This window comes from Streptomyces sp. NBC_01166 (assembly GCF_045039765.1).
Taxonomy (GTDB): domain Bacteria; phylum Actinomycetota; class Actinomycetes; order Streptomycetales; family Streptomycetaceae; genus Streptomyces.
The window spans coordinates 466,807-485,492 of record NZ_CP108613.1 but is presented as its reverse complement, the minus strand read 5'-3'; the positions used below and the strand labels follow the sequence as shown (position 1 = coordinate 485,492).

The window sequence follows — 18,686 nt, the reverse complement described above, 5'->3', positions numbered from 1 at the left end:
GGCTCCTTGCTCGTGGACCGCCCGGGGACGGGGCGGGGGACGGGGGCGTCGTACGACTGGACAGGAACGAGGGGGGTCATGCGGCCTGCTCCGTGAGAGGCAGGTCCATGGGGATGTCCGCGGTGGTGACCACCGCGGACGGGTCGAGGTCGGCGGGCGTCGGCATGGCGCTTCCGGGCAGCTGCACGGCGGCGGCGCCGTGCGCCACCGCGGCCGACAGAGCCGCCCGGCCTGTTCCGCCGGCGGACAGGAACCCCGCGAGCGAGGCGTCCCCCGCACCGACATCGCTCCGGACGGCATCCACCCGCGCCACGGCGAAGTGCGCTCCCGACGGTTCCACCAGCAGCTGCCCGACGGCGCCCAGGCTGGCGAGCACCGAACGTGCGCCGAGCTCGCACAGCTCCTGCGCCGCCTTGAGCGCGTCACCGACCGTCGCGAGCGGACGGCCCACGGCCTCGGCGAGCTCCTGGACGTTCGGCTTGATCACGTCCGGTCGCTCACTCAGCGCGGCGACGAGCGCGGCGCCGGAGGTGTCGAGCGCGATCCGGACCCCGGCCCGGTGGCTGCGGGCGACCAGTTCGGCATACCACTGGGGCGGCAGTCCGCGCGGCAGACTTCCGCAGCATGCGATCCAGTCCGCGCCCGCCGACCGGGCCCGGACGGTCTCCAGCAGGCGCTCGGCCTCGGCGGGGGCGAGCTCGGGACCCGCCGCGTTCACCTTGGTGAGCGTGCCGTCGGGTTCGACGAGGGTGATGTTGATACGGGTGCTGCCGGCGATGGGCACCCCCGCGGACTCGATGCCGTGCTCTCCGAGCAGCCGGGCCAGCAGTGCTCCCTCGGGGCCGCCGAGCGGCGCGACAGCCACCGTACGGTGCCCGGCGGCGGCGACCGCGCGGGAGACGTTGACGCCCTTGCCGCCGGGATCGACACGGTCCGCGGTGGCCCGGAGCACGGTGCCACGGGTGAGCCCGGGGAGTTCGTACGTGCGGTCCAGGCTCGGGTTGGGGGTGACGGTCAGGATCATGCGCGTACCACTTCCGTGCCCCGGCTCTCGATGGCCCGGGCGTCCTCGGGGCTCAGCCCCGTATCGGTGATCAGCAGGTCGACGTGGGAGAGATCGCCGAAGCGCGCGAAGTGCTGCTGCCCGGACTTGCCCGAGTCGGCGAGGAGCACCACCCTGCGGGCCGCCGCGATCACGGCACGCTTCACGGCCGCCTCGGCCAGATCAGGAGTGGTCAGGCCGCCGTCGGGAGAGAAGCCGTTCGTGGCGAGGAAGACGACATCGGCGTTGATCTCGGCGTACGCGCTCAGCGCCCAGGCGTCGACGGCCGCGCGGGTGCGATGCCGCACCCTGCCGCCGACCAGGTGCAGCGCGATCCCCGGGTGGTCGGAGAGACGAGCGGCCACCGGCAGGGCATGGGTGACCACGGTGAGGCACGAGTCGAGGGGGACGACGCCGGCCAGTCGGACGGTCGTCGTCCCGGCGTCGATGATGATGTTGCCCTCGGCCGGGAGTTCGCCCAGAGCGGCGGCGGCGATCCGGTCCTTCTCGTCGGCCGCCACCGTGTCGCGCTCGGCGAGATCCGGCTCGAAACCGAGTCGCCCGGCCGGAATCGCGCCGCCGTGCACCCGGCGGAGGAGTCCCGCCCGGTCGAGCGTCTTGAGGTCACGCCGAATCGTCTCCGCCGTGACCTGGAACTCCTCTGCCAGGGACAGCACGTCGACGCGCCCGCTCTCGTCGGCGATGCGGAGAATCTCTTGCTGCCGCTCCGGTGCGTACATGTGGTTACGTTTCCGTTTCATGCCCGAGTCTGTGGGTTCACCGGCAGACTACGGTCGCACCTCGGGAAAGTAAACACATTCGGGCAAAGAGTGGGCATGAACGGACTCAGGGAACGGCGGTCCGGGACTCCTCAGCCGGTGCCGTGGGTGGTGGTTCGAGGGCTCAGTGGCCGGGCCAGCAGAGGCGCCCCGAGGACCTGATGGCCGCCGCTCGCCTGCATGCGCACCTCGCCGCGCTCGCTGATCTCGGCACGCACGATGCCGGTCTCGTCCGCGTAGACCGGGTAACCACCCGCGCCTGAGCGGTCCGTGAGGTGGACGACGACCACGTCGTCCTCGGCGCCGCCCGCCTGGAATATGAGTTCGTAACTCTCCGGGTAATTCATGATCCACCTCCCGACCGGGCCCGGCAGCAGCCGCTCGCCCGTCATCTCCATTGTTTCCCACCGGAGCTCGCGGCGCTCCGGGAGCACGGGCGGGTGACCTTCCGTGACTGCGGATGCGGAATGGGTGAGGCGGGGCGACCATCATCTGCAAGGGATCGGACGCGTGCTGTCAGCTTCGCACGGCCGCCCGTGACGCCAGGCGGGTCCCGCCGGCGCGATCGGACTTCGTCGGCGCGGGGCCCACGGGCTCCCGGCCGCCCTGTGGAGAGGAACTGCCGTGCTGATGGCCAATCCCGCAACGCTGCGGAATCTCGTCAAGCGCTACGAGACACTGCGAAGCTCCCATGCGCGGCTGGGCACTTCCGAGAGCAGCCGTCGACTCGAAGACGTCTCCTACACCCTCTGCGTCACCACCGGAACCAGGACCGTGCCCGACGCCCTGGCTGCCGCGGCGGCCCAGTTGCGCGCCGTCCCCTCGGCGGGATCGCTGGGCCCGGTGAAGGGTGCTGCCGAGGTACAGCTGACCGCCTGACTCCGCACAGTGCACACCAGGGATGACGCCGGTTCTTCCGAACCGGCGTCATTCGCTTGTGGACAGTCCCCGGGCGTGGAACCGCACGACACGCCGAATGGGCGGACGGTGCCGTCGAACGGGTGATACCCGCCGGTCGGACAACATGACTGTCAGCGGAGGCGGCTAGGCATGCAAGCATGAGATTTGAGCCCCGTCGAAACAAGACCGTTTCCCCGCGTACCCGCCGGCTCCGCGTGACCGGCGGCGCCCTGTGCGCCGCCGCTCTTGCCGCCACTCTCGTGACCGGTTGCGGTCAGGACAGCGGTGACAAGACCGCCGCGGAGACCTCGGAGGCTGCGAAGGTCCTTCCGAACCAGACGACCAGCCCTTCGGGCAGCCCTTCCGAGACGGCGCAGCTGACCGCGGAGCAGACCGAGCGCAAGGAACTGCTGTCGACCGTCAAGGTCACCGCCGACAAGGCTGTCACGACGGCCGTCGGTGAGGTGTCCGGTGGCAAGCTGACCGACCTGGACCTCGAGGGCCTCGACGACGAGGACGACGACGACGCGACCGGCAGCCCCAGCCCGACCGGCAGTGCCAGTCCGAGCCCCAAGGCCAGCGGCAGCCCGAGCGGGACCGGAAGTCCCAGCCCGAGCGGCAGCTCCGCCAGCCCGAAGTGGGTCGCGGAGGTTGTGGAGAAGGACGGCACCGCACACAACGTGACCATCGACGCGGTGTCCGGCAAGGTCCTCGACTTCTCACCGGATGCCGATCAGAGTGCTGCGGACAAGCAGGAGCTGGCCGCCCAGATCGCCAAGGCGACGCAGACGCCCCAGCAGGCCGCGAAGGTCGCCATGAGCAGGCAGAAGGGCTGGGTAACCTCGATGGCCCTCGACGAGAACGACAGCCAGGTTCTGGTCTGGAAGGTCGACGTCGTCTCCAAGGGATACAACAAGACCACCTTCGACGTGGACGCGGTGAAGGGCACGATCACGGACGAGCAGATCGACGAGGACTGATCACAGGACGAACGGGCTCATCGGTGGCGGACCGCAAGGCGGTGCGCCACCGATGCGCGTTCCCCGGGCGGTCCGCTCCCGGCCGGGCCCCTTGCGCCCGGGAGGAGCACCCTCCGGGACCGCCTGCCCCGCGTCTCAGGGCGCGATCCCCACGTTCCCCAGCCGGCTCCACCTCTTCTCCTGAGACCTCGTCATCGCGGGCCAGTGTGTGGCCCCCGCGCGAGGGTTCACCCGCGAGGCATAGGAGGCGGGACGATGGGCCGGCCGGAAGAAGCACCCGGTCCCGTAATCGGCGTCGAAGGCGGGGCAGGAGGACGCGACGGACGACGGGGTCGGCTTACGGCCCGTCCGTACCCACCCGGACAGCGCCGAGACCGCGGCGGCGTACTCCGCCGTGCTGAGACCGCTGTGCTCGCGCTCCTGTGTGAAGGTCTGCACGAGGTGACGGTCGCGGTGGGCGCCCTCCAGACTGTCGCGGTACGCCGCCTCGTGCTCGGCGAAGGCTGTGGGGTCGTCGATGGCGTGCATGGTCAGCACCGGGACGGACACCGCTCCGGTCACATCACTGTCGTACGACAGGTCGCGCCGCGCCGAGGCATCGGCGGAGAACCGCTCGACCCCGGCGTTCAGTGCCGCGTCGTCGTGCGAGCCGCTGTAGCGCACGTGCTGGTTGCTGAAGGGGCTGCGCAGGCCGAGTCGCCGGACGATGTCGCGGAAGGTGAACGTCGCGAAGGAGAGGTGCGACTCGAGGGTGCGTTCGGGGATCTTCGTGACCGCGAGGATGTCGTCCAGGTTCCGCTGCTGGAGGGCCGTCCGGTCCGCGGGCTGTGAGGCGTAGCCCGTGCACTCCTGGAGCCTGGCTCGCAACCCCGCCCCGGTCATGGCCGAATCCTCGCGGAGACCCATCCACAGGGGGTACGACGGTTCGGACGGGCGTGGGTGGTTCCGGCAGTAGTACTGGTAGACGACACGGAGGTCCACCCGGTAGTCGTAGCCGCGGGAGCCGCCCGCGAGGACACCGTTCGTGAGCAGCGCGCCGTCGTAGGGCGAGCCGGCGCCGCCGTACATCTCGACGGTCTTCGCGGCCACGTTCCCGCCCCAGGACTGCCCGTGGATCAGCGTGGTGCCAGGACGCCCGAACCTCTCCGTGAACAGCCGGCGCAGATTCTCCGTGTCCGCGGCCGCCATCCTCGTCCCGTATCCGCCTCGACGGTAGGCCGAACCCGCCCAGGCATAGCCCTCGTCGACCATGACCGACCAGCGCTCCAGATCGTCGCCGCTGCGCTGCGGGTCCGACTCCTCGCCCAGGTCGGGTCCGCCGTGGGCATGCATGACCAGCGTTCCGTTCCATGTGTGGGGGATGGCGACGGTGTAGTGGGCGCCGTGGGAATCCTGGCCGGCGTAGCACGTGGCCTTCGCCGCCAGGGCCGCCGGGCAGGCGACCGTGCCGGGCGCCGCGACCGCAGGCCGGGCCGGGCCGATGACGCCCGCGGCGAGAATCCCCGCGACACAGCCTGCCGTCACCGTGGACAGCCTCCGGCGTGAACGCGGCTTCATGAGAAAGGCGAACACGGTACTGCCTCCTGGCTTCTCGCTCCGGTGCATGCCGGCCGATGCTAGCCATGCCCGGGACATCCGCCAGGGGTCCCGTGATTGCGTTCATATCGTTTACCGGCGGACGCCCGGGCGCGTACTTCGGTACGAACGGTGACCTCGGCCCTTCGCGCGCGTTGTGCAGGGCGTGCCCACCTCTTTCTCCAGCTCGCCCGCCGCTCCGACCGCGCCGGTGGCGAAGCCGAAGCCCTTCCTGCTGACGCCCCGCCAGGGAGAGGCCGCCCGCGCGCTCATGGCCTATGTGGGCTCGTTGCCGCTGAAGGGAGCCGATGCACAACTTCTCGCGGTCGTCGTCTCCATCCGGGCGGCCCGGCGAGGAATCGGCAACCTCACCGGGCAGGACCTGCGCGCGCTGCGGCTGGCCGACCCCGAGGGTGCCGTCACCTCGTTCGCCGCACTGGGCTGGCAGGGCCAGGAGGCCCTGCTCGGAGAGGACATGGTGACCCCCGTGGCCGTCACCGTGCCGGACCTCGCCGACCGGCCGGATCCCCGGCTGCCCTTCGGCAAGGTGATGCGGTCCAGGGTGTCGGGCTGGACGGTCCGGACCATGGCGGCCAAGCCGGTCAAGAAGACCTCGAGCGCCGGGCGACTGGCCGCACTGTTCCTGGCCGCCCACGGCCCGGCCGACGAGCACGGCACGCTGCCTGCCCACCTGCCCGACGACTGCCGGGCCGCCCTGCCCGAACTGCTCGCCAAGGGGTTCCTGTGCGAGTTGGACGGTGAGCGGTATCTGCTCTCCGAAGCCGTCCGTCACCTGTCGGGAACGCGGCCGCCGTCCGACACCCCGCCCAGGACCCGCGACGAGCCGGAGACGGAGCGGCTGAGCTGGGACGCGTGGAAGGACCGGGCGAGCGTGGCTCTGCGGCGGCACGTCGAAGCCGTTGAGCGCTGCCCCGAGTGCTCCCTGACCACGGAAAGGGTCTCGGAGGCCTTCATGCGCACGGCGGTTCCTGCCCAGTTCGAGGAGAAGGTACGCGCGGCCTACACCGCCTGGGAGGCCAAGTACCCCGCCCAGGGACCCGCCGCCGCCGAATTCGCCGCCGCCTTCCGCGCCGCGCACGGTCACGGACCCTCCGTCAAACAGCTCTGCAAGGCGATGGGCTGGGGGAAGATGTCACGGGAGCTACGCATCCACGTCATCCGCCGGTTGATCGCCGACGGTTGGCTGATGAACACCGATCCGGTGCCGTGGACCCTGCGCCCGGGCAAGACCGCCCTGGCCCGCACCTCAGGGGCGACGACGGCCTCGGGGCAACGCACGCGCTGAGGCGTGGCCCTTCGACGTATGACCCGGTGAACCCCCAGGGTTCAACGCGCTTGTGATGGGCATGTCAGGCGTAGCGCGCGTGCCCCCCACATTCACGCGCCGACCGGGAGGACGCAGTGAGAAGCAGCGCACCGATCCACAAGGCAGCACTGGTCCTGGCCAGTGCCGTCGCTCTGGTCATCACTTCCGCGAGCAGCGCGCTCGCCGCCCCGCCGGCCGCGCTGGCGGCGAACGCGGACGCGATGGAGCAGGCATTCCAGCCGGCGTACGACTACGACACCGACGGCTGTTACCCCACACCGGCGATCGGACCCGACGGGACGATCGCCCCCGGCCTCAACACCACCGGGGCCGTCAACGGCAGTTGCCGTGACGCCGTGGACCTGGACAACACCAACGGTTACGCGCGTTCCAAGTGCAACAACGGGTGGTGCGCCGTCATGTACGGGCTCTACTTCGAGAAGGACCAGGCCGTGGCCGGCAGCGGGCTCGGCGGGCACCGGCACGACTGGGAGCACGTCGTGGTGTGGGTCCAGAACAACGAGGCCCGTTACGTGTCCACCTCTGCCCACGGCGACTTCGACGTCTACGCCAATGACCGGATCAGGTGGGACGGAACCCACCCCAAGATCGTCTATCACAAGGACGGCGTGAGCACCCACTGCTTCCGCCCCGCGAATTCCGGCGACGAGCCGCCGGAGAACCACTACGGCGGGTGGCGGTTCCCGGCTCTCGTCGGCTGGAACGGCTACCCGGCCGGCCTGCGGGACAAGCTGGTCCAGGCGGACTTCGGGAGCGCGGTCTTCGGCCTCAAGGACGGGAATTTCGCCGCCCACCTGCGGAAGGCCCTCCCTGCCGGTATCCCCTTCGACCCTGACGCCTGACGTACGAGGAGCGGGCGACGTCGCCCACCCGTCCCGGTGCGGGGCGGGTGGGCGTGGCTCACACCGGCGAACGTCAGCGGGCCGAGAGCTCGGAGGGTGCCTCCTGGACCACCCACCCGTTGCCGTCCGGATCGGCGAAGGACATGAACGAGTTCCAGGTGTCCCCCTTGCCTTCCTCCCAGCCCGTCGCGCCGACGTGCCGGATGGGGGAGACGTCCACGCCGCGGCCCACCAACTCCTCGCGTGCCGCCTCGATGTCCGTCACGCAGACCTGGAGACCGTGCAGCGTGCCGGGAGCCATCACCTTCTCCCCGGGGAAGGCGGGCATCCCCTTGAGCATGGCGATCGAACACCGCGACCCCGGTGGCGTCATCTGGATGATGCGCATACCGGGGGCGACCTCGTCGTCCAGATCCAGCGTGAAGCCCGCCTTCTCCGAGTAGAACGCTTTCGCCCGGTCCATGTCGGTGACGGGGATCGGGACGACCTCGAGTGTCCAGTTCATGGAGCCTCCTCAGCAGAGCCGGTGCGCCTGGAGGTCCACCGTCACCCACGAGGGAGCCGCATCGCACGCCGAAACGCCAGCAAGGCCTGTACTTCGACCATTTACTCCGCCGGGAGCCCGGGCCTCGGTGCCGGGGCGCCCCGGCCTTCGGCCCGGGCCCTGGACGACCCGGACGGGAGACCTCAGGTCGCAGCCTGGGAGCTGTCCCGGAAGCCGCCCCATCCGTGCCAGCGGTCGATCTCGATCCAGGCGTTGACCCGGGCACGCTCACGGTCCGCGTACGGCTGGCCGAGGTACTGCTGGGACAGCCGGTCGATGCCGGCCAGACCCTCGTCGTCGCTCATCTCGACGACGCGCCCGATCAGGGTCACATGGGTGTACCAGTCGGAGTCGTCGAGCACCGTCAGGGTGACACGCGGATCCCGACGTACGTGCTCCAGGCGCTTGCGCCCCTCGTCCATGTTGACCAGCACCCGGCCGTCATCCCAGAGGTACCAGGTGGCTGTGGACACCGGCTGTCCGTCCGAGCGAAGGGTGGCGATCACAGCCGGGTTGGGCTTGCGGAGCATCGCCACCGCGGCCTCGGGGAGCGGAGGTTTCGACATGTTCTCTCCTCTGTCTCGTGGTGCGCCCTCCCCGTGACGGTGGACCACACCGGATGATTCGGAAGGCGCGCCTCCACGCTGCCACACGACGCGAGCGGCGGCCGGTACCGCCCCCACGCTGCGCGCCCGCGCCGGGAAGCCCGCGCAGCTTCCGGGCCGCGGCTCCGCGACCGCCCAATGTGAGCGGCGCATTGCGGTCGCGTGGCAGCCCGCAGGGAAACGTCGACACCACGGATGAGCGGCGGCACTGTGGATCTTCGTAGACAGCGCTTTCCATCTTCGGAGGACCCCACCATGCTCCCCGTCCGCTCCGGGCGCCGCAGAATCGCGGCGGCGAGTGCCGTGGCCGCTCTCGCAGGCCTGCTCGCCGCCCCCGCCGCACACGCGGCATCCGACACTGCCCGGCCCGTCGACGAGCGGCCCCGACGGATCCTGGAGAAACTCGACCGGGGCCTCGTCGCCGTCCCCTCGGGCCGCGGAACCTTCCTCAGCTGGCGACTGCTCGGCACCGAGTACGGCTCGGACATCGCCTTCAACGTCTACCGGGGCGGCAAGCGCCTCAATCACCGGCCGGTCACCTCGTCGACCACGTACCAGGACGACAGTCGGGGGCACGGCGCCTACACCGTGCGTGCGGTCGTGGACGGCCGAGAGAAGAAGCCGAGCGACGGTGCGCTGGACTTCGGGCAGGGGTACGCCGAGATACCCCTGGCCGACGCCGCCGGATACACCGTGCAGCACGCCTGGCCCGGCGACCTCGACGGTGACGGCGGCTACGAGCTCGTGGTCAGCAGGTTGTCCGGCACCAGGGACCAGCCGGACCTCCTGGAGGCCTACACCCTCACCGGTGAGCGTCTGTGGCGCATCGACCAGGGCCCCGGATCGTACAACCAGGTCTCCGGGAACGGCGCCAACGACCCCGCCCCGGCGGCGGTCAGCGGATCCACCGCCATCGGCGGATTCCGCAACGACGACAACGTCACCGTCTATGACCTGGACAGCGACGGCCGGGCCGAGGTGCTCGTCCACACCGCGGACGGCACCACGTTCGCCGACGGGGGCAGCGTCGAAGCGGAATCGCCGGCCGACCAGTTCGTCTCCGTCGTCGACGGCGCGACCGGCACCGAACGCACACGGCAGCCGGTGCCCGACGACTTCACCGCCGACGGCCCCTCCGGCGGCCAGTTCGGCATCGCCTACCTCGACGGGGTCCACCCGAGCCCGGTGTCCAAACTCGTCACCCGCGTGGGCGCAAAGCGAGGAGCCTTCCGGACCCTGATCCAGACCTGGGACTTCGACGGCCGTGAGCTGAAGCGGAAGTGGAAGTACGTCGTACCGACCGACAGCGGGGCCACGAGTTTCCACCAGATCCGGACCGTCGACGTCGACCAGGACGGCAAGGACGACATCGCCGACGGCAACTACGTCGTCAACAGCGACGGCACCCTGCGGTACGTCGTCGACGGCGCCGGCCACGGCGACCGCTTCCACATCGCGGACCTGGACCCGGCCAGGCCGGGGCTGGAAGGGTTCGCGATCCAGCAGTCGGAACTCGGCGTCGTGTCCCGCTTCCCCTGGTACTACTACGACGCCGACACCGGCGAACGCCTGGTGACGGGGGAGCACCCCGCCGATCCGGCGAGCGAGGCAGACCTCGACGTCGGACGGGGCACCGCGGCCGACATCGACCCGCGCCACCCGGGGCTCGAGTACTGGACCTCCACCGCCGATGTGACCGCGCCGGGCGCGGGCGTCCGCAACGTCCGGGACGGCAAGGTCTCAGGCACCACGCCCAGCGTCAACTTCCGGATCTGGTGGGACGGGGACAAGGGAGCCGAGCTGCTCGACGGCACGCACGTCGAGAAGTGGGACCCCGCACGGGAGACCGCCGACCGCGTGTTCGACCCCGCGGGTGTCGTCCCGGGAGCTCGCAACGCCACCCCGTTCTACGGGGACGTTCTGGGCGACTGGCGCGAGGAGATCCTCGCGGAGTCCGACGACCACACGGCCCTGCGCCTCTACACCACGACCGAGCCGACCTCCACCCGCCTCTACACCCTGGCCCACAACCCCGCCCACCGCCTCGGCTGGACCGTACGCGGCTATCTCCAGTCCACGTTCACGGATTACCACCTCGGCTACGGCTCCAAGAACCCGCCCCGGCCGGCGATCCGGACGGACACAGGCCAGGACCGAGCCTGGACCCCGATCGCACGGGACACCTTCCGCTCGGGCACCGGCCGGTGGACCTCCGAGCTCCAGGAGGGCGGGAGCGTGACAGCCGCGGACGGTGTGCTCGACATCGACGTGCCCAGTGGGGCGACGGTCTGGTTCGACCGCAGGCTCAGCGGCCCGTACGAGATCGAGTACACGGCCACCGCGGTGTCCGAAGGCGGCGCCAACGACAGGGTGTCCGACCTCAACAACTTCTGGAACGCCACGGACGTCCGCTCACCACGCGACCTCTTCGCCACCGCACGCGGCGGCGCCCTGGCGGAGTACGACCACCTGAAGACCTACTACGTCGGCTACGGGGCGAACTCCAACACCACGACCCGGCTGCGCCGATACGTCGGTGAGGCGGGCAACCGTCCCCTCCTGCTCGACTACACGGCCCCCCTGCTGACGGCCAACGAGCCCAACCGGGTCCGGATCGTCTCGGACGGCTCGACAGTGCAGTGGTGGAACAACGGTCGCCTCGTGTTCGACCACCAGGACCCGGAGCCGTACACCAGCGGTCACTTCGCGTTCCGGACGGTCACCAGCCACTTCAGGATCAGCGACTTCACGGTCTGGCGCCCGCCCACACGCAGGTGACGAGCCGCCGTGCGCCGGCTCGCCGAGGAGGATTGTCGGTGGTGGCTGTGATGCTGGAGCCATGGACGAACTGATGAGACGCCGCGTCTACGGCGCCGACCACGAGGACCCGGACCCGGGGCCGCGGCCAGGGCACGTCTACGTGGAGCTGGTGGGCGGCCCGCTGGACGGCCTGCTCCTGGACGTGACCGGCTGGCCCGAGGAGCGCCTCGCCGTCGGCGCCGCACTGGGCACCGAGCTCGGGAAGTTCGGTGCGGGAGGACGTGCCGTGTACGGGCCCGTCACCGGCGATCCGAGGCGCTGGGCCTGGGAGGCGGACAGCCCCTGAGCCGTCCGCCTCCCACTGCGCGGGCCCGTCACCGCGGCCGGGGTCCGGCCGGCGGCACGGTCCCCGCGTCGGAGTGGAACCCCGAACGATCGGCGGAACCCCGCGCCACGTTCCGTGTCGGGGACCTCGACTCCCGCTTCCCGGGCCTGCTGGGCCTTGTCTAGGCATGGGTGCCGGACGCACCCTGACCATGACGGTCGTTGAGGGTCCGCATGGCCAGTGCGCTCGTTATCATCGGCATATGAGCGCTGAGCCCTCGCACCCCGTCCCCCTGCGCGCTTCCGACGCGGACCGCGAAGCCGTGGTGGCGGAGCTGCAGGAAGCGGCGGCCGACGGCCGCATCGACCTCGACGAGCTGGGCGCGCGGCTGGAAGTGGCCCTGGCCGCCAGGACGCACGACGAACTGGCGCCGCTCACCGCCGATCTGCTGCGCACCATGCCGCCGGCTCAGCCGCTGCTGCTCAAAGGCGGCGTGGCCGGCGCGGTGCGGGAGGGGGTCTGGCGGGTACCCGAGCAGATCAAGGCGTACGGCGGCCTGGGCAGCGTCAAGATCGACTTCACGCGTGTCGAGTGCCGTCTGCGTGTGGTCGAGATCGAGGTGGACGGGCAGGCCGGTGGTGTCGAGATCGTCATCCCTGACGGCTGGGTGGTCGAGGAGGGGGAGTTGGACCCCGGCCTGGCCGGCCTGCGGAACAGGACGACGGCCGAGAAGCTCCCGGGCTCACCCCTGATCCGCCTGACCGGTAGTTGCGGGATGGGCGGAGTGACTGTCCGTCACCCCAAGCGCGGTGAACGCCGCAAGCTGCTGCGGGAGATTCGCTGATCAGGGGCCTTGGGGCGGCACCGGCCGGCGTGGCCCTCCGTGCGCCCTCAGCCGGTGGTCGCTGTTCCCTGAAGCTGTTCCCGGTAGGCGCGTGCCGTGGAGATGAGCCCGTCGAGCGCGTCCCGGGTGGCCGCGAGGTCGGCGATGTGCCGGGTGAGTCTGTCTCGTTCGAGCGCCATCCGATCGAGCGCGGAGTCGGAGTTGTCCTGGCTCGGCGAGTCGACGCAGGGGAGCAGCTCGGCGATGGTGCGGCTGGAGAGGCCTGCCGCGTACATCCGCTGGATGAATTCGACCCGCTCGGGCTGGTCGTCCGTGTAGTGCCGTTGTCCGCTGCTGCTGCGGACGCTGGCGAGCAGTCCTTGCTCCTCGTAGTAGCGCAGGGACCGGACGCTCGCTCCGGTCCGTGACGCGAGTTCCCCGATCCGCATGAGACCCCCTGTGATCTGTGGTGTGCGTCACAGGCCTTGCCTCTGACATTGATGTGAGGTTTTAGCGTAATCGATGTGCCCGGCAGCCGGGCGCGGAGTATCGACGCAGGGGAGTTCTCGACATGACCAGCCTCTTCCACAGCTACCAGCTCGGTGATCTGACGCTGCCCAACCGGATGGTGATGGCCCCGATGTCGCGGGTCCAGGCTGCCGCGGGTGGTCTCGCGACCTCCTCCATGGCCGCCTATTACGCCCAGCGGGCGACGGCCGGACTCATCGTGAGCGAGGGGGTGCAGCCGAGCCTTATCGGTCAGTCCAATCCCGGCACGCCGGGACTGCACACCGATGAGCAGGTGGCCGCATGGCGTCCGGTGACGTCCGCGGTGCATGCGAACGGCGGCCGTATCTTCGCGCAGATCATGCACGGCGGCCGGGTGTCGCACCCGGACACCACCGGTATGCAGCCGGTCGGACCCTCCGCGGTCCCCGCCGTGGGTGACGTGTTCACCCCCACGGGCCCCCAGCCCGCCCCGCTCCCGCGTGAACTGGAGACCGCCGAGGTGGGGGAGCACGCCCTGGCGTATGCGAGCGCCGCCCGCCGTGCGATCGACGCGGGCTTCGACGGTGTGGAACTGCACGGTGCCAACGGCTACTTGATCTCCCAGTTCCTCTCGTCGAACGCCAACCTGCGTACGGACACCTACGGCGGTTCGGTGGCCAATCGGATCCGGTTCGCCGTCGAGGCGGTCTCCGCGACGGTGCAGGCGGTCGGGGGCGCGAGGACCGGCATACGCCTGTCCCCGGGCGGCGGCTTCTGGGGCGTCGAGGAGACCGACGCCCTTGAGCTCAACAAGGCGCTGCTTGCCGAGCTGGCGCGGCTGGACCTCGCGTACGTACATCTCGAGGCCACGGTGGACGAAGAAGTGCTGCTGGACCTGAGGCGTGCATGGCCGGGGACCCTGATCATGAATCCTGTGTTCCCGATGGGGCCCAAGCAGACCGGCAGGGCCGAAGCGGACCACTGGCTCGAGCTCGGGGCGGACCTGATCGGCTTCGGCCGCGCGTTCATCGCCAACCCCGACCTCGTGGAGCGGCTGCGTTCCCGGCTGCCGATCGCTCCCGTCGACGAGACCACGTACTACCAGGGCGGCGACGACGGTTACCTGACCTACCCGGCCTACCAGTACACGGCTTGATGCCGCTTACGGGCTGACGGCTTCGACGCGCACCGCCACGTGTCGTTCCGGGGCGGCCGGGCCGGCTCGGCCTTTCAGGAGATGGCCAGGGCCGGGCTGACCACGTAATGCTCCTCGACGGTTCCGTGCGGGAAGGCGTCGGCCAGGATCTTCCGCTCCTCGGCCCAAGTCGCGGACCGAGGACAGTGATCCTCAGCCCCGCCGGCCGCTCTCTCCGGAACAGCAGGTCTGGGCCTCGGCCTACTTCGACTCGACCCGTCCGAACGCGCGGGAACCGGTCGTCAGTGCGTCACACGCCGCCTGCCACGCCGGGTCCCCGGCGTAGAGCCGGGTGCGGAGGTAGGCCCAGGTGAGCCGCTGGACCGCGGCCACCCGCTCGGGGTTCTCGTCCGTGGTCTCGGCGACGTCATATCCGGAGACCCCGCCGAGCCCGTGCTCCGCGTCGAACAGGGTGAGCAGTGTCTTGGAGCCCGAGGAGAGGACGTACGCATCCGTGTGCCATTCCGGGCCCCGGACCGTCAGATGGGGCGAAGCGTCCTTCTCGCCGACGACCACGAGCGTGGGTGTCGTCATCGTGGAGAAGTCCGTGGTCGAGGCGAAGGGGAGATTCTCGGCCGCGTAATCGGTGAGGGCGTCCCCACCCCTGCCGGGTGCCGCCAGCAGTACGCCCGCCTTGATCCGGGGATCGGCCAGAGCAACTTCCGCTCCGTCGTCGGGATCGGTGATCCGGGCTCCCAGCAGCACACTCGCGGTGTGCCCGCCCATCGAGTGCCCGGCCGCGGCGACCCTGGTCCGGTCCAGTCGCCCGAGGAGCTGCGGGACGGCGGCCTCGATCGCGTCGAGCTGGTCGAGGACGCTGCTCATGTCCTCGGCCCGCGAACGCCAGTACAGGGGCGCGCCGGGGGTGTCGGGATCGAGGTTCAGTGTCCTCGAGCTCAGATGAGTCGGCTGGATCACGGCGAACCCGTGTGACGCCCAGAAGTTCACAAGAGGGGCGTAACCATTCAGTGAGGAGAGGTGGTTCGAGGGGCCCTGCCCGTGCGAGAGGAGGGTGACCGGCAGGGCGCTCCCGCTCATGGGTGCGGAGACCCGCACCTCCAGATCCACAGCGCGTCCCGGAGCCGACAGCACCACCGGACTGACCGACAGGACGGGGGCGGGGGAGCCGAAAGCATCCGCCGCGTGGGTCGATTCACTCATGTGCATGTCCATTCAAAATCGATGCAATGGCCTCCGCCGCAGGTCCGGTCCGCCGGGCGTGGGCGGGCAGAGGCATCCGGTCGCAGCTCCACTGAAACCGGACCGCTGTTCCGATTAGAATACGGAGCAGCGTTCCGCTTTGTCAACGACGGTCCGGGGAGAGCGTGGTGGTGCTGCGGCCGACGGCGGCTGCCGCGATTCCCGGGCCACATGTCCTTCGACGTGGGTGAGAACTGGGCGGCGCACGGTGGCGCCGACACGCACGACGTGGTTGATCGAACCGCCGGGCAGGGCGACTCGGCCCCGGCATCGTGCACGATGCCACCTCGGCGCCTCGACGGAAACGCGGCCTCCGGCCGGCGTGATCCAAGCATGCGGGGGCACACGTGTTCCAACAACAGAAGGAGCAACGTCATGCTGGGTATAGCCGCGGCAGTACTGTTCTTCATCGCCTTTCTGATCAACGCCGCCGACATAGCGACGAATGACATCTTCGCCTCGACGAATGTCATGCTCATCGGCCTCCTCCTGCTGGCTCTGCACGTCGCAGGCATCGGTAACGGGCGGCGCGCCGGCCGGCGATGACCGTCGCCCCGGGTGCTCGCCCGCCCGGGGCGGCGCACGCGGGGGCCGGGCGCCGGGGACAATGCCCCCATGCGTATCCGCCCCGTGAACGTCGAAGAGCTTCCGCTGCTCCAGGGCATCGAGCGAGCCGCCGGACAGTGCTTCCGTGACATCGGCATGCCCGAGATCGCCGAGGACGAGCCACTCCCGGTCGGTGAACTGGCGCGCTACCTGAGGGACGGGACGGCCTGGGTCGCCGTCGATCCGGCGGACGCTCCAGTGGCCTACCTCATCGCTGAACACGTGGACGGGAACCTCCACGTCGAGCAGGTGTCCGTCCACCCGGATCAGGCACGTCGCGCTGTCGGACGCGGGTTGCTGGACCATCTCGCCGGTCACGCGGCGGCCTGCGGCGCGCCGGCCCTCACCCTGACCACGTTCGCCGATGTCCCCTGGAACGCTCCCTATTACGCGCGCTGCGGCTTCCACCCGCTCGACGACAGCGAGATCGGCCCCGGCCTGCGGGAAATCCGCAGGCAGGAAGCCGCTCACGGCCTGGACCGATGGCCAAGGGTCTGCATGCGCAGAGACCTGTGAGGCGGTGCGCCCGGAACTGCGCGGGGGCGCCCCGTCGTACGACGGATACCAGGTCCACGGGCCCGCAGGCTCGGCCGAGCAGCAGTGCGCACGGCTTCGCGCACCTTCAGGTTTCAGCACCTGTTCGGGATTCCGGGAGGTGTCCGGTGTGTTGTGTGGGGCACGTCAGGAGCATTCACCGTTCGCAGGCCGTCCTGATCGAGGACACCGAACGGGAGCGAGGCGTCCGCTACAGTGCTCCGTGGGCCGTGACTGGCGCTGAGGTGGAGCACCACCGGGGAGCGGTCCGACGGGAAGTCGATGCCGTGCGCCTGGGCGATTGGTCAGCAACGCCTGGAGGGCAACGATGACTCCGACTCAGTCGGCCCAGCTCATGGATGGCACCAGCCTCGCCGCACGCGTCGTCGAAGAGGCCGCTGCCAAGGCGGCCGAGATCGCAGGGCGCACGGGAACCAGCCCCTGTCTGGCGACGGTGCTGGTCGGGGAGGACCCCGCCTCGGTCACGTATGTCCGCATGAAACGAGCCCGCTGCGCCAAGGCCGGCATCCGGTCCCGGCTCATCGGACTGCCGGCCGGGACCACGACCGCCGCACTGGTCGACGTCCTCACGTCCCTTTCGGAGGATCCGGAAATCCACGGCATCCTGCTCCAGCATCCTTGCGGCCCGCACATCGACGAGCGAACGGCGTTCGAGGCCATCGCCCCGGAGAAGGATGTCGACGGGGTCACCATGGATTCCTTCGCCTCGATGAGCTTCGCTCTGCCAGGATTCGTGTCCTGCACTCCCGGCGGGATCATGCGGTTGCTGGAGGCGTACGACGTCGAGCTCGCGGGCAAGCACGCTGTCGTGGTCGGGCGCAGTGCGATTCTCGGTAAACCGGTCGGGATGCTGCTCCTCGCGAAGGACGCAACGGTGACGTACTGCCACTCCCGCACAGCGGACCTGTCAGCGATCGTCCGGGAAGCGGACATCGTGGTGGCGGCCGTGGGACGCCCCAGGCTGATCCGGGGTGAAGACATCAAGCCCGGCGCCGTGGTGATCGACGCGGGCTACAACGCGGGCAACGTCGGCGACGTGGAGTACGACACCGCTCGCACCCGAGCCGGTCTGATCACTCCGGTGCCCGGCGGCGTGGGCCCGATGACCATCGCGGTCCTGCTCGCGCAGACCGTGGCGGCGGCGGCGAATCAACTAGGAGTCCAGGGGCTCTGAAGGCCGGGGAGCGGACCGCTACAACTCGTCGCCGAACGCCTCTGCCAGTTCACGCCATTCGGCCCGCGGCAGGCCGCTGCCGCCCTCCTCGGCGGTGAGGATCTGGAGTGCCACGTGGTCGGCGCCGGCGTCGAGGTACTCCTGGGTCCGGGCCTTCACCCTCTCGGCGTCACCCAGGGCGAAGAGCGCGTCCAGGAGACGGACGCTGCCGCCGCCGTCGAAGTCGCTCTCCGCGAACCCCAGGCGAAGCAGGTTGTCCGTGTAGTTGGGCAACTGGAGGTACCTCGCCAGCATGTTGCGCGCTGTGGTGTGGGCCCGGTCCGTGTCGGTGTCGAGGACCACCGAGAGTTCCGGGGCGAGCAACGCGTCGGGGCCGAGCGCCGCACGCGCCTCCGCGGTGTGTTCCGCTGTGACGAGATAGGGGTGCGCCCCCAGCGCCCGGTCGGTGGCCAGCTTCAGCATCTTCGGGCCGAGCGCGGCGAGCACCCGGCGTCCCTGGTCCACCGGAGGGTTCGCGGCGTCGAGCGCGTCGAGATAGGCGACCATCTCGCTGTACGGCTTCTTGTACTGCGGCACCATCGGGCCGTGGCTGACGCCCAGGCCGAGCACGAACCGTCCGCGCGTGCTCGCGTCGATCTCGGCGACCCGCGCCGCCACCTCCTCGGCGGAGTGATCCCAGATGCTCAGGATGCCGGTGGCCACGGTGACTGTGCGGGTGGCGGCGACGACAGCCGCGGCGTCGTCGACCGAGGGACTGCCCCCGATCCAGAGAGTGCCGTACTTCAGCTCTTCGAGCTCGGCGGCCGCTTCCGCGATCGCGTCCCTGCCCGCGTCGTCCGTGCGTGACGCGTGCAGCGCACCGCTCCAGATGCCGACCCGTCCGAATGTCTCACGCGTCTCAGAAGTCATGGTGATGTCAACAGCCACCTGAACCCGCTATTCCC

At 70.2% G+C, this 18,686-nt stretch carries 19 protein-coding genes, 2 pseudogenes and 1 riboswitch; of the genes and pseudogenes, 12 read left to right on the top strand and 9 right to left on the bottom strand.

The features are described 5' to 3' along the window. Positions 1-76: 76 nt before the first annotated feature. The 3 genes from pfkB to OG379_RS02495 form a co-directional block, all read right to left on the bottom strand. Complete coding sequence (gene pfkB, locus OG379_RS02505; RefSeq protein WP_393754306.1) at positions 77-1,024, bottom strand: 1-phosphofructokinase; 948 nt, start codon at positions 1,022-1,024, stop codon at positions 77-79. Then, positions 1,021-1,782, bottom strand: a complete 762-nt coding sequence (locus OG379_RS02500) for a DeoR/GlpR family DNA-binding transcription regulator (RefSeq protein WP_405668388.1) — start codon at positions 1,780-1,782, stop codon at positions 1,021-1,023. The genes pfkB and OG379_RS02500 overlap by 4 nt, the downstream gene beginning before the upstream one ends. 131 nt (positions 1,783-1,913) lie before the next feature. After that, positions 1,914-2,168, bottom strand: coding sequence for a DUF6296 family protein (locus OG379_RS02495; protein ID WP_405658767.1), 255 nt, complete (start codon positions 2,166-2,168; stop codon positions 1,914-1,916). Between the two features lie 277 nt (positions 2,169-2,445). On the opposite strand from OG379_RS02495, the gene OG379_RS02490 reads away from it, so the two are divergent. Together OG379_RS02490 and OG379_RS02485 are read left to right on the top strand one after the other, a co-directional pair. Next, on the top strand, positions 2,446-2,700 hold the full coding sequence (locus OG379_RS02490; protein ID WP_393754302.1) for a DUF5133 domain-containing protein: 255 nt from the start codon (positions 2,446-2,448) through the stop codon (positions 2,698-2,700). A 179-nt stretch (positions 2,701-2,879) separates the two neighbouring features. Further along, a complete protein-coding gene (locus tag OG379_RS02485; RefSeq protein WP_405658765.1) occupies positions 2,880-3,701 on the top strand; it encodes a PepSY domain-containing protein in 822 nt (273 codons plus the stop codon). Between the two features lie 135 nt (positions 3,702-3,836). On the opposite strand, the gene OG379_RS02480 is transcribed toward OG379_RS02485, so the two are convergent. Next, positions 3,837-5,258, bottom strand: coding sequence for a hypothetical protein (locus tag OG379_RS02480; RefSeq protein WP_405668386.1), 1,422 nt, complete (start codon positions 5,256-5,258; stop codon positions 3,837-3,839). Between the two features lie 175 nt (positions 5,259-5,433). Between OG379_RS02480 and OG379_RS02475 the strand changes: the two genes are divergently transcribed. Both OG379_RS02475 and OG379_RS02470 read left to right on the top strand, forming a co-directional pair. Then, positions 5,434-6,582 carry a hypothetical protein gene (locus tag OG379_RS02475; RefSeq protein ID WP_405658763.1) on the top strand — a complete coding sequence of 383 codons (1,149 nt, stop codon included), beginning with the start codon at positions 5,434-5,436 and terminating at the stop codon, positions 6,580-6,582. A 116-nt stretch (positions 6,583-6,698) separates the two neighbouring features. Then, a complete protein-coding gene (locus tag OG379_RS02470) occupies positions 6,699-7,466 on the top strand; it encodes an NPP1 family protein (protein ID WP_405658761.1) in 768 nt (255 codons plus the stop codon). A gap of 73 nt (positions 7,467-7,539) precedes the next feature. Here the strand turns inward: OG379_RS02470 and OG379_RS02465 are convergent, their stop codons facing one another. Together OG379_RS02465 and OG379_RS02460 are read right to left on the bottom strand one after the other, a co-directional pair. Beyond that, positions 7,540-7,971, bottom strand: a complete 432-nt coding sequence (locus tag OG379_RS02465; protein WP_393754292.1) for a VOC family protein — start codon at positions 7,969-7,971, stop codon at positions 7,540-7,542. A gap of 182 nt (positions 7,972-8,153) precedes the next feature. Then, positions 8,154-8,576, bottom strand: a complete 423-nt coding sequence (locus OG379_RS02460) for a PPOX class F420-dependent oxidoreductase (RefSeq protein ID WP_405658758.1) — start codon at positions 8,574-8,576, stop codon at positions 8,154-8,156. Between the two features lie 234 nt (positions 8,577-8,810). Between OG379_RS02460 and OG379_RS02455 the strand changes: the two are divergent. From OG379_RS02455 to OG379_RS02440, 4 genes and pseudogenes are all read left to right on the top strand, one after another. Beyond that, positions 8,811-10,682: pseudogene (locus OG379_RS02455) on the top strand (hypothetical protein); the annotation flags it as partial. Between the two features lie 102 nt (positions 10,683-10,784). Then, a pseudogene (locus OG379_RS02450) lies at positions 10,785-11,393 on the top strand (DUF6250 domain-containing protein); the annotation flags it as partial. Positions 11,394-11,454: 61 nt separating this feature from the next. Next, the gene (locus OG379_RS02445; RefSeq protein WP_405658756.1) at positions 11,455-11,721 is read left to right on the top strand and encodes a hypothetical protein; all 267 of its coding nucleotides are present in this window, start codon (positions 11,455-11,457) and stop codon (positions 11,719-11,721) included. Positions 11,722-11,962: 241 nt separating this feature from the next. Beyond that, on the top strand, positions 11,963-12,544 hold the full coding sequence (locus tag OG379_RS02440) for a DUF1707 domain-containing protein (RefSeq protein WP_393754286.1): 582 nt from the start codon (positions 11,963-11,965) through the stop codon (positions 12,542-12,544). A gap of 47 nt (positions 12,545-12,591) precedes the next feature. On the opposite strand, the gene OG379_RS02435 is transcribed toward OG379_RS02440, so the two are convergent. Further along, complete coding sequence (locus tag OG379_RS02435) at positions 12,592-12,972, bottom strand: MerR family transcriptional regulator (protein ID WP_405658753.1); 381 nt, start codon at positions 12,970-12,972, stop codon at positions 12,592-12,594. A gap of 122 nt (positions 12,973-13,094) precedes the next feature. Between OG379_RS02435 and OG379_RS02430 the strand changes: the two genes are divergently transcribed. Then, positions 13,095-14,168, top strand: coding sequence for an alkene reductase (locus OG379_RS02430; RefSeq protein WP_405658751.1), 1,074 nt, complete (start codon positions 13,095-13,097; stop codon positions 14,166-14,168). A 240-nt stretch (positions 14,169-14,408) separates the two neighbouring features. Here the strand turns inward: OG379_RS02430 and OG379_RS02425 are convergent, their stop codons facing one another. After that, positions 14,409-15,368: an alpha/beta hydrolase family protein gene (locus tag OG379_RS02425; protein WP_405658748.1), complete on the bottom strand. Its 960-nt coding sequence runs from the start codon at positions 15,366-15,368 to the stop codon at positions 14,409-14,411. A gap of 414 nt (positions 15,369-15,782) precedes the next feature. Between OG379_RS02425 and OG379_RS02420 the strand changes: the two genes are divergently transcribed. The 3 genes from OG379_RS02420 (at position 15,783) to OG379_RS02410 (ending at position 17,742) form a co-directional block, all read left to right on the top strand. Beyond that, positions 15,783-15,953, top strand: coding sequence for a hypothetical protein (locus OG379_RS02420; RefSeq protein ID WP_393754275.1), 171 nt, complete (start codon positions 15,783-15,785; stop codon positions 15,951-15,953). A 69-nt stretch (positions 15,954-16,022) separates the two neighbouring features. Beyond that, entirely contained in the window at positions 16,023-16,529 is a 507-nt protein-coding gene (locus OG379_RS02415) for a GNAT family N-acetyltransferase (protein ID WP_405658744.1), read from the top strand. 238 nt (positions 16,530-16,767) lie between these two features. Next, a riboswitch (ZMP/ZTP riboswitch) is annotated at positions 16,768-16,853 on the top strand. Between the two features lie 22 nt (positions 16,854-16,875). Continuing rightward, positions 16,876-17,742: a bifunctional 5,10-methylenetetrahydrofolate dehydrogenase/5,10-methenyltetrahydrofolate cyclohydrolase gene (locus tag OG379_RS02410; protein WP_405658741.1), complete on the top strand. Its 867-nt coding sequence runs from the start codon at positions 16,876-16,878 to the stop codon at positions 17,740-17,742. Positions 17,743-17,760: 18 nt separating this feature from the next. On the opposite strand, the gene OG379_RS02405 is transcribed toward OG379_RS02410, so the two are convergent. Further along, positions 17,761-18,651 carry a TIGR03620 family F420-dependent LLM class oxidoreductase gene (locus tag OG379_RS02405; protein WP_405658739.1) on the bottom strand — a complete coding sequence of 297 codons (891 nt, stop codon included), beginning with the start codon at positions 18,649-18,651 and terminating at the stop codon, positions 17,761-17,763. Positions 18,652-18,686 lie beyond the last annotated feature (35 nt).

Coding starts and splice junctions, on each gene's coding strand:
- pfkB (WP_393754306.1), bottom strand. CDS start 1,024: ATGATCCTGACCGTCACCCCCAACCCGAGCCTGGACCGCACGTACGAA.
- OG379_RS02500 (WP_405668388.1), bottom strand. CDS start 1,782: ATGTACGCACCGGAGCGGCAGCAAGAGATTCTCCGCATCGCCGACGAG.
- OG379_RS02495 (WP_405658767.1), bottom strand. CDS start 2,168: ATGAATTACCCGGAGAGTTACGAACTCATATTCCAGGCGGGCGGCGCC.
- OG379_RS02485 (WP_405658765.1), top strand. CDS start 2,880: ATGAGATTTGAGCCCCGTCGAAACAAGACCGTTTCCCCGCGTACCCGC.
- OG379_RS02480 (WP_405668386.1), bottom strand. CDS start 5,258: ATGAAGCCGCGTTCACGCCGGAGGCTGTCCACGGTGACGGCAGGCTGT.
- OG379_RS02465 (WP_393754292.1), bottom strand. CDS start 7,971: ATGAACTGGACACTCGAGGTCGTCCCGATCCCCGTCACCGACATGGAC.
- OG379_RS02460 (WP_405658758.1), bottom strand. CDS start 8,576: ATGTCGAAACCTCCGCTCCCCGAGGCCGCGGTGGCGATGCTCCGCAAG.
- OG379_RS02445 (WP_405658756.1), top strand. CDS start 11,455: ATGGACGAACTGATGAGACGCCGCGTCTACGGCGCCGACCACGAGGAC.
- OG379_RS02440 (WP_393754286.1), top strand. CDS start 11,963: ATGAGCGCTGAGCCCTCGCACCCCGTCCCCCTGCGCGCTTCCGACGCG.
- OG379_RS02435 (WP_405658753.1), bottom strand. CDS start 12,972: ATGCGGATCGGGGAACTCGCGTCACGGACCGGAGCGAGCGTCCGGTCC.
- OG379_RS02430 (WP_405658751.1), top strand. CDS start 13,095: ATGACCAGCCTCTTCCACAGCTACCAGCTCGGTGATCTGACGCTGCCC.
- OG379_RS02425 (WP_405658748.1), bottom strand. CDS start 15,368: ATGAGTGAATCGACCCACGCGGCGGATGCTTTCGGCTCCCCCGCCCCC.
- OG379_RS02420 (WP_393754275.1), top strand. CDS start 15,783: ATGCTGGGTATAGCCGCGGCAGTACTGTTCTTCATCGCCTTTCTGATC.
- OG379_RS02415 (WP_405658744.1), top strand. CDS start 16,023: ATGCGTATCCGCCCCGTGAACGTCGAAGAGCTTCCGCTGCTCCAGGGC.
- OG379_RS02410 (WP_405658741.1), top strand. CDS start 16,876: ATGACTCCGACTCAGTCGGCCCAGCTCATGGATGGCACCAGCCTCGCC.
- OG379_RS02405 (WP_405658739.1), bottom strand. CDS start 18,651: ATGACTTCTGAGACGCGTGAGACATTCGGACGGGTCGGCATCTGGAGC.